The 12,141-nt window shown below is 51.5% G+C and carries 10 protein-coding genes; 2 read left to right on the top strand and 8 right to left on the bottom strand.

What is annotated here, in order from left to right:
• Positions 1-27: 27 nt before the first annotated feature.
• Both GW591_RS03350 and GW591_RS03345 read right to left on the bottom strand, forming a co-directional pair.
• Entirely contained in the window at positions 28-504 is a 477-nt protein-coding gene (locus tag GW591_RS03350) for a DUF805 domain-containing protein (RefSeq protein WP_013574918.1), read from the bottom strand.
• 86 nt (positions 505-590) lie between these two features.
• Entirely contained in the window at positions 591-1,661 is a 1,071-nt protein-coding gene (locus GW591_RS03345; RefSeq protein ID WP_013574917.1) for a LacI family DNA-binding transcriptional regulator, read from the bottom strand.
• A 277-nt stretch (positions 1,662-1,938) separates the two neighbouring features.
• Between GW591_RS03345 and GW591_RS03340 the strand changes: the two genes are divergently transcribed.
• The gene (locus GW591_RS03340) at positions 1,939-3,195 is read left to right on the top strand and encodes a maltoporin (RefSeq protein ID WP_013574916.1); all 1,257 of its coding nucleotides are present in this window, start codon (positions 1,939-1,941) and stop codon (positions 3,193-3,195) included.
• A gap of 319 nt (positions 3,196-3,514) precedes the next feature.
• On the opposite strand, the gene GW591_RS03335 is transcribed toward GW591_RS03340, so the two are convergent.
• From GW591_RS03335 to GW591_RS03310, 6 genes are all read right to left on the bottom strand, one after another.
• Positions 3,515-3,832: a glucose PTS transporter subunit EIIB gene (locus GW591_RS03335; RefSeq protein ID WP_013574915.1), complete on the bottom strand. Its 318-nt coding sequence runs from the start codon at positions 3,830-3,832 to the stop codon at positions 3,515-3,517.
• A gap of 80 nt (positions 3,833-3,912) precedes the next feature.
• The gene (locus GW591_RS03330) at positions 3,913-5,982 is read right to left on the bottom strand and encodes a beta-galactosidase (RefSeq protein ID WP_015689636.1); all 2,070 of its coding nucleotides are present in this window, start codon (positions 5,980-5,982) and stop codon (positions 3,913-3,915) included.
• A gap of 65 nt (positions 5,983-6,047) precedes the next feature.
• Positions 6,048-7,259, bottom strand: a complete 1,212-nt coding sequence (locus GW591_RS03325; protein ID WP_013574913.1) for a glycoside hydrolase family 53 protein — start codon at positions 7,257-7,259, stop codon at positions 6,048-6,050.
• 4 nt (positions 7,260-7,263) lie between these two features.
• Positions 7,264-8,115 (bottom strand): sugar ABC transporter permease, encoded by an 852-nt coding sequence (locus GW591_RS03320; RefSeq protein WP_013574912.1) that lies wholly within the window; start codon positions 8,113-8,115, stop codon positions 7,264-7,266.
• Between the two features lie 13 nt (positions 8,116-8,128).
• A complete protein-coding gene (locus GW591_RS03315) occupies positions 8,129-9,430 on the bottom strand; it encodes a carbohydrate ABC transporter permease (protein ID WP_015689635.1) in 1,302 nt (433 codons plus the stop codon).
• Between the two features lie 86 nt (positions 9,431-9,516).
• Positions 9,517-10,743 (bottom strand): extracellular solute-binding protein, encoded by a 1,227-nt coding sequence (locus GW591_RS03310; protein ID WP_013574910.1) that lies wholly within the window; start codon positions 10,741-10,743, stop codon positions 9,517-9,519.
• 276 nt (positions 10,744-11,019) lie between these two features.
• Between GW591_RS03310 and GW591_RS03305 the strand changes: the two genes are divergently transcribed.
• Positions 11,020-12,123: an ABC transporter ATP-binding protein gene (locus GW591_RS03305; RefSeq protein WP_015689634.1), complete on the top strand. Its 1,104-nt coding sequence runs from the start codon at positions 11,020-11,022 to the stop codon at positions 12,121-12,123.
• Positions 12,124-12,141 lie beyond the last annotated feature (18 nt).

Below are 12,141 nucleotides of genomic sequence, written 5' to 3'. Positions count from 1 at the left end.
ATGCGCAATAATGCTTTCAGCGTGACGTTACTCAACAATGCGGGTTTGTGTGGTCGGCGCAGGCTGTGATTTCTGGCAGCACAGGAAAACCATCACCAGCAGCGGGATCCAGCCCAGCACGATGCCCAGCGTGATTTTCATCCAGACATAGGTTTCCGGTGAAGCGTATTGCATCAGGATCGTATTCAGCAGGCGCGAGACAATACCAGCCAGATAAACGCCACCAAACCACCAGCCGGAACGGTTGATGTCGTGCATACGCCGGACACCGACCGCCAGCAACGGTAATGCCGTCGCCAGCGCAAACAGGGTGTAAGCGACACCCGCGTAGAAAATGCTGTAAGGATTACCCGCCAGCGCGAACAGGAATGACACGCCCATCGTCAGCAAAATAATAATCAGCAAATTACCCAGCGCAAAGGTCCAGAACGCCTTGCGGCTCGCCCGACCACGGAAATCCACATACTTTTTCCAGCCCTGCACATAACACTGCCATAGCGTCATTTCATCACGTCCTTTTGCCTGTTCATCTGATGTTTCAATGGAAATTTCATTCTGCTTTTCAATAAGCCGGGAATTAAAGCGTTTTCTTACTGGCCCCGCAACTGCCGCGCCAGAAGATCGAGCTGATCGGCTATCTGATTGAGATCTTTATCCTGCTGCCCGGGCGCACGGGTCGAATTACGCACCACCAGTTTCGCAGGCAGAATTTTGGATGACATCACCTCCGCACTTTCGGCCAGTAAATGTTCAACCGCCTCTTTGCTCTGCAAATCGAGATCCAGTGACACGGTGGTCAGTGACGGATGGAAGAATGCGCTGTCGTACGTGTCATCGTAGCCAATGATCGACGCCTGCTGCGGAATGGCCACATTGTGCTGATGCAACGCACTGATGACGCCCAGCGCCATCTGGTCATTGCCCACCAGCATGGCGGTGAATTGCGGAGTTTCACGCAAAATCTGCAACGCGCAGTAATAACCGCTTTTCGCACTCCAGTCACCGTGGATGACGGTCACCGGCTGAATGCCCTTCTCTGCCAGCGTTTCCTGCCAGCTTTTCAGACGCAAACGGGAAGACACAGAATCTTCCGGCCCCGCCAGCAAGGCAAATTCCCGATGCCCTAAATCATGCAGATATTCCACGCTGGCACGCGACCCGTCAGCCGGATTAAAGCAGACGTTAAACACCGGACTGGTCGGGTCGACATCGAGAAACAGACACAGAATGTCGCGGTTGTTTTCATAAATCCGCTCAGCCTCGGCACTTTCCAGCGGGATGTTAATGATCATGCGGTCAACGCGTTGTGATTTCAGCTCGTTAATGGAGTCCTGAATGCTCTGATTGACGTCCTCATCAATCATTGAAATCAACACCTGATACCCGGCCTGATGGGCATATTTTTTCACTGACGCCGCAATTTGCGACGGCGCGTGTAAGGCCAGTGATGTGGTGACCAGTCCGATGGTAAAACTCTGCTTTCCAACCAGTTGCTGCGCCAGCCGGTTCGGCACATAGCGCAGAACTTCAATGGCCTGTTCGACCTTCAGACGCGTGGCATCTGAAACATTGGCCGATTTGTTTAACACCCGCGAAACCGTCTGGTACGAAACACCGGCATAGCGGGCAACATCTTCTAATGTCGAACTTTTTGATTTCATTCTTTCCCCACACAGCAGCCCGTGATTTTGCTCAATCTTATGATAATCGAGCCAACGTACGGGATCTCATTTAAAAGTTCAATCCGGGCGTTCGTTGCTGCATAAGTTATACGTTAACATTGCATATAATCGTGATTTACATCACTCCTGATTTATCATTAATTCATAAGTTGTAGACATATCTCACATTTCACAATATGTAAAATTGATCATTATTGTTTCTGGGTATCTTATAGATTTCGTAAATGTGAACGTCATACAATCATAAGGAAAAAAAATGAAACACAACTTACGCACTCTGGCTGTGGCGGTTTCCCTCGCCATCACAGCGGGCCCTGCTGTGGCAAATGATATTGATTTCCATGGATATCTGCGTTCGGGGCTGGGGGTTTCTGGCGGTGGCGGTCTGGAACAGTTCCAGAAAAACAAAGTCGGGCGTCTGGGTAACGAAGATGACACCTACGGCGAAGTCGAACTGGGCAGCGAAGTTTACAAGAAAGACGACGTGAGTTTTTACGTCGACTCGATGGTCAGTATGGTGTCTGACGGCTCCAATGATGATGAAAACACCCTGAATGATGATGCACAGTTCGGCCTGCGTCAGCTGAATCTGCAAATCAAAGGACTGGTGCCGTGGGATAAAGATGCAGTGATCTGGGGCGGTAAACGTTATTACCAGCGCCACGACTTACACATCATCGATACCAAATACTGGAACATTTCCGGTGCCGGTGCCGGTATTGAGAACCTGAAAATGGGTGAAGGTGCGCTTTCTCTGGCGTGGATCCGTGGCGATGCCAATGATGTGGATTACCGCGTGGATGGCAATAACGATGTGAACATTAACTACATCGACGTGCGTTATGCCGGGATCAAACCGTGGAGCGGTGCCTGGATGGAAATCGGTGCCGACTACGCCATGCCAAACCTGTCGCATGACCAGAAAGAGTACGGCGGCCTGTACGATGCGGATAACGGCGTGATGCTGACCGGTGAAATCAGTCAGGATATGTGGGGCGGCTATAACAAACTGGTGTTGCAGTACGCGGATAAGGGCCTGGCGCAGAACATGATTTCGCAGGGCGGTGGCTGGTACGATATGTGGAACTACACCAATGACGCCACCGGCTATCGTGGCATCATCACCGGTCTGATTCCGATCACCAGTAAGTTCAGCCTCAACCATGTGCTGACCTACGGCCATGCAGAAAACATTACGGATTACACCGACACGACTGAGCTGGTTTCTCTGGTAGGCCGCGCGCAATACCAGTGGACAGAATACGTGCGTACCATCGGTGAAGTCGGTACCTTCTATCAGAAAGATGATTACAAGAACGGCTCGAACTACAAGCAAGGCGGTCAGAAATATACGCTGGCGATGGGTCTGGCAGCCGGTCCGGAGTTTATGTCACGCCCTGAATTGCGTGTGTTCGCGTCTTATCTGAATGATTCTGAGCATGGCGATACGTTTGACGACCATACCAAAGCGGATACGTGGAACTTTGGGGTTCAGGTGGAAGCCTGGTGGTAAATTTCCTTCATTCTTGAAGCTGTTGCTGCGTTGGCTACGTTTACTCACCCGAATCACTGACTTCAGTCAGCTCATCGGGATTCGTTCACTTGCCGCCTGGCTACAACTCCAATAATTTTGGAAATGTGAAGTCATATTGTACAAAAAGAAATATCCTCATTGTTATACAGCGACAGATAAAAACTTAATTTCTCTTGTAGGGGATCGTTACGTTTTTTCTCCGCACAGCAGCATCATTATTATTTATAAAAAGCAGAAACAATAAAGGCAGCCTTGTGTCGGGCTGCCTTTATTTTTGGGATTATTTCAGCAACAGCGTTTAATTACTTTTCAGTCCAAACTTCTCAGTCATTAGTTTCTTCAGGCTGTCGGATTGCTTACCGAATATCGCATGTACTTCCTGACCGATGATCACCACGCCAATCGCACCGGTCTGCTGGATAGCACCGGAGTTCACGCGCTTAAGTTCTTTTACCGTCACGCGCAGGCGGGTAATACAGGCATCGACATTCACAATATTATCGCGCCCGCCGAGTGCATCAATTAATAACGCCACGTCAGTCGATGGCGGAACTTCATTGTCAGGCGTTTTATTCTTCGCAGAGAATACATGCATAAAGTCTTTAATATTTACCATGATGAACACTCTCTTTCAGGAATGAAAAAAAACGTGCAACCGGGAAATCCTGATTGCACGTCGCTGTTAAAAATAATGGGTTAAGAAATAACAGATAAACGCCGCGACAGGATCTGACAACCGAATGCCGGAAGCGTCAGTGTGCGCGGTAATATACCGCCGTGAACCATATCGCGGTAATCATCCGGCAATGTCACCGTCTGGCTGTCGGCGGCATAGTTTTGCAGGAAGATAAATTCACTTTCACCGTCGGTGCGTCGTGCGGCAGTGACACCTTCAGGCAGATCGGTGGCTATCGCCCGTGGCAGCTTCATTTCTTTCGCCAGCGCGGTATAAAAATCGGCGTGGAATTGCTGATCGTTTCGGGAAGCCAGATAATACGCCTGCCCTTTGCCAAACAGATTCACGGTCACGGCGGGCGTGCCGGCGTAGAAATCGTCACCGTACGTCGCCAGTGCGGCCGCACCTTCCAGGTGGATCACTTCACACAATTCGCTGGCACGATACGGGCCGTTTAACCCCAGCGCATTGCCTTCAGTGCCGCTGACGCTGTTGTGCTGATCGTCGGTCAGGCTGTCGATTTCTTCCGCCCAGATACCCAGTACCGGACGCAACGGTCCAGGGAATCCGTTGAGGAAACACAAATCGCTTTCGTTAACGATACCGCTCCAGTAAGTCGCGACGAACCGCCCGCCGGCCTGCACGAACGCGGTGATCCGCTCGCCGACGCCTGCCCTCACCATATACAGCATCGGCGCAATCACCAGGTCGTAACCGGTTAAATCGCAATCGGCATTGATCACATCGACCGCAATGCCCTGCGACCACAGTGCGCGGTAATGTCCGGCAACAGTGTTTTCATATTCCAGTCCCTGATTGCGCGGTCCGAGGGAATCGTCCATCGCCCAGCGGCTTTCCCAGTCGAAGATAATTGCCACTCTGGCTTCTACGCGGCTGCCCGCCACCGGAGCCAGCGCCGATAGAATCCCGCCCAGTTCGGCCACTTCGCGCCCGACACGGGTATCGATATGCCCGACGTGATCGACGACCGCGCCGTGGAATTTTTCTGACGAACCGCGGCTTTTACGCCACTGGAAATACTGCACAGAATCCGAACCATGAGCGACCGCCTGCAAAGAAGACAGAATATGCATGCCCGGCTTTTTCAGTTTGCTGACCGGCTGCCAGTTGGTGAAACTCGGTGTCGATTCCATCAGCACAAACGGCTGGCCCTGTTTCAGCGTACGCATTAAATCGTGATACATCGCGGTGTACGCCGCCAGACCGATATCATCTTTGCGGGTATGCCACATCGGATAGCTGTCCCACGAGATGAAATCCAGCACGCTGGCGAGTTTCCAGTAATCGTAATCGTAGAAATATTCCATGAAATTGGTGGTCGCCGGTAACGCCGGATTCTCCGCTTTGAGCGGGCGGATTTCCTCGCTGCAAAAACGCGTGACCTGATCGGTGTTAAAACGACGCCAGTCGAGATTCAGGCCGTGAATGCCGCTTTCGCCCTGCGGCGACGGCGATTCGATCTGCGCCCAGTCGGTATAGGTGTGGCTCCAGAAAGTGCTCCACCAGGCTTGATTCAGCGCATCAAGCGTGACGTAACGGGCTTTCAGCCAGTCGCGGAAACGGGTCTGGCAGTAATGGCAATGGCACTCGCCGCCGTATTCGTTGGAAATATGCCAGCCAATCACCGCCGGATGATGGGCGTAACGCTTCGCCAGCGCACTGTTCATCAGTTGCACTTTTTCGGCATACACCGGCGAACTCATACAGTGATTGTGACGCCCGCCGTGCAGTGCTTTTACGCGGTCACGCCCGACGCGCAGGACTTCAGGATACTTTTGCGACATCCACGCCGGACGTGCGCCGCTTGGTGTGGCAAGAAATACCGAGATGCCATTTTCATGCAATTTGTCCAGCACCTGATCCAGCCAGCCAAAGGTAAAATGACCTTCTTCAGGCTCCAGCGCTGACCAGCTAAAAATTCCGACTGACATGACATTACAGCGCGCCTCTTTCATCATTTCGACATCGCGAATCAGCACATCGGGGCTTTCCAGCCACTGTTCCGGGTTGTAATCCGCACCATGTAATAGCCCGGAAATCTTACTGCTCAGAAGAGGAAATTTCGTCATGCTTGGGTCCTTAGGAACTTTAAGAAATATCAACTCCCCGGCCAATCAAGCCGGGGAAAAAGGGATTAATTGAAGACTTTGATGGAAGGAAGAACCTGACCGTCACAGCTGAACAACGCCTGATTTTCGCGGGCATTGCCCTCTTTCCAGTGGTCGTTGATGTAGGTCATCCCGGCCGGGGTCGCCCAGCCTGCGCCGTCAACGGCGATCCAGGTCGGTTCCCAGTAGAACAGACCCTTGCCGCGATGATCCGGCACCGCGACCAGGCTTTTGATCATGTCGCTGAGGAAATCAGCCTGCCCCTGCACCGTGCCCGGATAGCCGCCGTCTTTGGCTTCTTTTTCGGTAAAGCTGTTTTCAGCCGCATCACAGTTTTTGGTGGTATAGCCGTAAGCCACTTCCACCACGATCACGTCTTTGTTGTAGCGCTTGCTGATGTCGTCCATGTTGGTCTGCAACGCGGAAACCGGACCGTTCCAGTAGGTATAAAATGACAGGCCAATCACGTCGTAAGGCACCTTGCGCTGATTAATTTCATCGAACCACCAGCGGAAGGTGTCGTTCTTAGTGCCTTCGGCCAGATGCAGCATGATTTTGATATCAGAAGGATTTTTTTCATCAGCACGCACACCGGCAATCGCCGCATTCAGCAACCCGGCCAGACGGTCAAACTCCCCGCCGCCTGCGCCCCAGCTTTTGCCTTCAGGCCATAAAATGCCGCCGTTCATTTCGTTGCCGACCTGCACCATATCCGGCACGGTGCCTTGTGCACGGAATCTGGCGATCACCTCGCGGCTGTAATCATGAATGGCAGTTTTCAGTTGCGGATAATCCATTTTCTCCCAGCTTTTTGGCTTGAACTGTTTACCCGGATCAGTCCAGAAATCGCTGTAATGGAAATCGAGCAGGATTTTAAAACCCTGCGCTTTGGCGCGTTTCGCCAGCTCCAGCGTGGTGGCCAGATCGTTATTACCGCCACCGTACGGATGCCCCTGCGCATCTTTCGGATCCACCCACAAGCGCAGACGCACGTAGTTGAAACCGTTTTGTCTGAGGATCACCATCGCGTCGGTCTGCTTGTGGTTTTGATCAAAGAACTTGCCGCCGTGTTTTTCGACGTCAATCAGCGTCGAGATATCCGCACCTTTGATGAAATCCGCCGGGACGTTGGCGACTTTTTTAATCACCACCTCCTGCGCCACCCCGGAAAATGACACCGCCAGCAGCACGCAGGCCATTGCGCTTTTGTTGAAAATCTTCTTAGAAAAGAAAGTCATCGGATTATCCTTTTGTACTGCCAGCCGTCAGGCCGGAAACGAAGTATTTTTGTAAAGCCAGATAGAAAATGGCGACAGGCACGGCGATCAGTACCGCGCCAGCGGCGTACATGGTGTAGTTGGCACCCATTTTTTGCGCGACCAGGTTGTACAGACCAATCGGTAAGGTGTACTTATCCGGTGTGCGTAAAATGGTGCTGGAAAGAATGAAATCACCCAGCGGTCCGGTGAAGGAAAACAGCGCGATCACGGCCAGAATCGGCTTGGACAAAGGCATGATGATTTCGATGAAAATGCGGAAATTGCCCGCGCCGTCCATCCGCGCTGATTCATCCAGATCTTTCGGAATGGCGTCGAGATAGCCTTTCATCAGATAGGTGTTCATCGGGATCATGCCGCCGACGTAAATCAGCACCAGTGCCAGATGACTGTTGATAAGCCCGAGTAACTGCGCCAGCACAAAGATGGCGATCAGCGCGGAAAACTGGGGGATCATCTGCAATAACAGAAACAGCATCAGCCCGTCTTTGCGGCCTTTAAAGCGAAAACGCGAGAAGGAATAGGCGGTGAAACTGACACAAATCAGGGTCAGGATCATGGTCAGAAAACTGATTTTCATCGAGTTCCAGTACCAGCCGACATAATTCACTTCGCCGTTAAACAGGTCTTTGTAATGCTGGAACGAGACGTTCTCCGGAATAATCGACGTGCTGAGCAGGCTGTTACCGGCATTCAGTGATGCGCCGACGGTCCAGATCAGCGGATAAATAATGATCACCGCCACAATCAGCAACAGGAAATAACTCAGCCCGAGGCGGATAAACCGGTTTCTTTTAATACTGCTGTTCTTACTCATGCCCTTCCCCCGGTTACGCCATATCATCTTGTTTAAATGAATTGGTTGAGCGGAATTGCCACAGAGCAATACCGACCACAAATATCGACAGCAAAATCGTAATGGTCGCGGCAATGGCATATTGTGAAGATGACATGGTGAGTTTATATATCCACGACACCAGAATATCCGTCCCGCCTGCATTCGAACCGGCCACTGCCGGGCCGCCGTTATTAAACAGATAGATAATATTGAAGTTATTAAAGTTGAAGGTGTATTGCGTAATAATAATCGGCGCAATGGAATATAAGACCAGCGGCAATGTAATGGTTTTAAGTTTCTTCCAGGTACTGGCACCATCCATTGTCGCGGCTTCATATAAATCGTTCGGAATGGCCTGCAATACGCCGGTAGTCATGGCAAACACAAACGGGAAGCCCAGCCAGGTCTGCATCAGGATCAGCGCCGTTTTGGTCCAGAACGGATCGGTCAGCCAGGCTTTAGGCTCAATTCCTAAGGCAGCCAGAATGCCGTTATTGATGACACCGAATGAATCATTGAACATGCCCGCAAACACCAGAATGGTGACAAAACCCGGCACCGCCCACGGCAAAATAAGCACGGTGCGGATCAGCGCCTTGAAGCGCAAATCTTTCTGGTTCACCAGAATTGCCAGCATCACGCCAACCGTACATTGCAGCGTGGTCGCCAGCACGGTCCAGACCACCGTCCATTGCAATACATCCAGCAAGGTCGAACGCCAGATATTGAGCGTGAAGATATTAATAAAGTTTTTGAACCCCACCCAGTCGACTAATTTAGCCGGCGGCGTGTGGTATAAATTATAATTGGTAAAAGCAATGGAGAAGCCGAATATAATCGGGAAGACCACCACAAACACCAGCAAAATAAAGCCCGGCGTAATCATCAGATAAGGGAAACCTTCACGCAGCAGCAAATGATATTGCTTGCGCACGCTGGGTAATTCCATCCCCTGGTCGCGGCGTTTACCATTTGCCCACGCATCGCGCAGACTCCAGTAATAAAAGGCCACGCCGAACGCGCCAATCAGCAGGCTGATAATGCCTTTGGCGAGCAGAAATATCGAATTATCACGCGGCACTTCTTCGCCCAGTGTATATAAACCCCATAATCCCTGACGCAGGAAATCATAGAAGACGCCGGCGAAACAAATAAGAATGATAAAAAACAGTATTCCCTTGGCCCATTGCCGGTTATAAAACTGCCCAAAACCGGGGATCAGCGCCACAGCCAGCGCCACCGGTGCATGGTGGCTGGCAGAGAGTGGCGCCTGGTTTTCCTCATGAAGACGCATAGACACAAAGATGTTCCTTTCACTGGTGAGGGAGTGAAATCACTCCCTCCGGTCAGACATACGTGGGTTTCAGCAGGCGTTGCCGGTTATTCGTTGCTGGCTTTCGCCGCTTCGATTTGCATCTGGATATTTTTCACCGCGTCGTTCAGCGCGGCATCAACCGGCTGTTTGCCAGTCACACCCAACTGGATGCCGTTGTTCGCAGGCCCCCAGACTTCCTGCATTTCAGGTACACCCGGCATCGCCGTGGCGCGGGTTGACTGCTCGGCTACCGCGTTGGCTTTTTCATCGTTTTTAATCATCGGATCGTTAACCAGCGCCGTCAGTGCCGGGATTTCCTTGGTCACTTCGTAACGCACCTTGGCGTACTTCGGCTGGTTGATGAAGGTGATGAATTTTTCCGCCAGCGGTTTTTGCTTGCTGTAGGTTGAAACCGCATAACCTTTTACGCCGAGGAACGAACTCATCGGTTTGCCGTTTGGCAACAGCGGCAGCGCTTTCACGCCATAGTTAATGCCAGCAGCTTCATACGGCTGGAAGGCCCAGGGACCGGTGATCACCGCAGCCGCTTTCTTTTCAGTAAACAGCGAGTCGATGGCGTTCAGGCCGTTATCGCCGACAATCCCTGCCGGGAATAACCCGTCGGCATAGAATTTCTTCAGGTAAGTAATGGCTTCAATGCTGCCCGGTTTATTCAGGCCGATATCTTCAACGTTGATTTCGCCTTTAGCATCCTTACCGAATATATAGCCGCCCATCGAAGCCATCGCGCCGTAGGCGTAATACACTTCGTCAAACTTGGCTAACAGACCATATTTACCTTTCGCCCTTTCGGCTTTGGAGAAGGTGTAATACTCGTCGAGCGTTGCCGGTGCCTGTGGCAGCAAATCTTTGTTGTAAATCAGCACCAGCGTTTCCACCGCTTTCGGCACACCATAGGTCTGGCCTTTAAGCTGGAAGGCGTTCAAGGCTGGCGGCGTAAAGCTCGCAAGAAACGCTTTGTCGAGATTCAGTGGCGCCAGTAAACCCTGTACCACTGCCGTGCCCAGCTGATCATTGGGGATCACGACGACGTCGGGGCCGATACCTGCCGGACCATCCAGACGTAATTTCTCCGTTTGTTGTGCATAAGGCGTTTCCTGCACCACGACTTTGACGTTGTTCTCTTTTTCAAAATCTTTCACCGCGTCGGAAATACCGGAAGATTTCTTAATATCTTCCCAGACAAGTAACTGTCCCTCTGCTGCCCGGACGGCCTGGCTGCTGAGACTTAATGACATCAGTACCAGGGCAGTAAGGTGGGTAATTTTCATTGTCGCTCCTGAATGTGAAGGTATAACATTTTTGTAGGGTACGTAACGACAGTCAGTCAACACTTTATACAAACAACCCTTTAAAATCTGATTTAGCAATGATGAATGTCGCCTTAAAAACTATGTTATACGTTAAACTTACACACCATAAATCACTACAAAAAGATGCGCATTGTGTGATCTTCTCTCCAAAATTCAAACCCGCCTGTGCAAACGCTTACACAAGGTGGTTATAGTCCGAAACATCAGCGGTATGAATTATTCATGAGGTCAAACATGTCCAGCATCAGACTTAAAAATGTGGTCAAGCGTTTCGATAAAACAGTGACGTTGCATGGCATCAATATTGATATTGAAGACGGCGAGTTCACCGTTTTCGTCGGGCCGTCGGGGTGCGGGAAATCCACCCTTCTGCGCATGATTGCCGGGCTGGAAGATATTACGGAAGGAGACGTTTACATTGGCGAGCAACGGGTGAATGACGTCGACCCTTCACGGCGTGGCGTGGCGATGGTGTTTCAGTCTTACGCGCTGTATCCGCACATGACCATTGCGGAAAACATGGGTTACGGGCTAAAAGTCAACGGCGTACCGAAAGAGGAAATTCGTCATCAGGTGGAGATGGTTGCCAAAACCTTGCAACTTTCTCATTTGCTGGACAGAAAACCGAAACAGCTTTCCGGCGGTCAGCGCCAGCGCACCGCGATTGGTCGTGCGATTGTGCGAAATCCGCAGGTGTTTATGTTTGATGAACCGCTGTCTAACCTGGATGCCGAGCTGCGGGTGGATATGCGTTTACACATTTCCAAGCTGCATCAGGAACTGAAAACCACCATGGTGTACGTGACGCACGATCAGACCGAAGCCATGACGCTGGCCGATAAAATCGTGGTGATGAATTACGGCAAAGTCGAGCAGACAGGCGCGCCGATGGATCTGTACTACAACCCGGTGAATCAGTTTGTGGCCGGATTTATCGGCTCGCCGAAGATGAATTTTCTGCCTGCAGAGGTGCTGAGCTGGCAGCCGGAGCGGCTCGAAGTGCGCCTGACGCCGGAGAAGACGCTGACGCTGGCGCTGAACACCAGCGAACTGGCAGCAGGCGCTAAAGTGACGCTCGGCATCCGACCTGAACATCTGCTGTCGCAGGAAACTGAAAACGTGCTGGAATTTAACTGCGAAGTGGTTGAACGGCTGGGCAACAGCACCTATCTGTTTGGTCAGTGTTATGGCACCGACGGTTTCAAAATGCTGCTGCCGGGCGACATGGCGTTCAATCCTTATCAGAGCCTGACCACCTGGTTCGATGCTAAACGTTGCATGGTATTCAGCGAAGACGGTATGCGCATCAGCGCACCGAGCCTTTCACATCTGCATTAATGTTGTCAGACCGCCCGC

Origin of the sequence: Rahnella aceris (genome assembly GCF_011684115.1) — a bacterium.
Classification (GTDB): Bacteria; Pseudomonadota; Gammaproteobacteria; order Enterobacterales; family Enterobacteriaceae; genus Rahnella; species Rahnella aceris.
This window is presented reverse-complemented; position numbering and strand designations above follow the sequence as displayed.

Excerpts from the sequence above, each read along its gene's own strand:
- GW591_RS03310 (WP_013574910.1), bottom strand. The coding sequence starts at position 10,743 with ATGAAAATTACCCACCTTACTGCCCTGGTACTGATGTCATTAAGTCTC.
- GW591_RS03315 (WP_015689635.1), bottom strand. The coding sequence starts at position 9,430 with ATGCGTCTTCATGAGGAAAACCAGGCGCCACTCTCTGCCAGCCACCAT.
- GW591_RS03325 (WP_013574913.1), bottom strand. The coding sequence starts at position 7,259 with ATGACTTTCTTTTCTAAGAAGATTTTCAACAAAAGCGCAATGGCCTGC.
- GW591_RS03305 (WP_015689634.1), top strand. The coding sequence starts at position 11,020 with ATGTCCAGCATCAGACTTAAAAATGTGGTCAAGCGTTTCGATAAAACA.
- GW591_RS03345 (WP_013574917.1), bottom strand. The coding sequence starts at position 1,661 with ATGAAATCAAAAAGTTCGACATTAGAAGATGTTGCCCGCTATGCCGGT.
- GW591_RS03340 (WP_013574916.1), top strand. The coding sequence starts at position 1,939 with ATGAAACACAACTTACGCACTCTGGCTGTGGCGGTTTCCCTCGCCATC.
- GW591_RS03335 (WP_013574915.1), bottom strand. The coding sequence starts at position 3,832 with ATGGTAAATATTAAAGACTTTATGCATGTATTCTCTGCGAAGAATAAA.
- GW591_RS03350 (WP_013574918.1), bottom strand. The coding sequence starts at position 504 with ATGACGCTATGGCAGTGTTATGTGCAGGGCTGGAAAAAGTATGTGGAT.
- GW591_RS03320 (WP_013574912.1), bottom strand. The coding sequence starts at position 8,115 with ATGAGTAAGAACAGCAGTATTAAAAGAAACCGGTTTATCCGCCTCGGG.
- GW591_RS03330 (WP_015689636.1), bottom strand. The coding sequence starts at position 5,982 with ATGACGAAATTTCCTCTTCTGAGCAGTAAGATTTCCGGGCTATTACAT.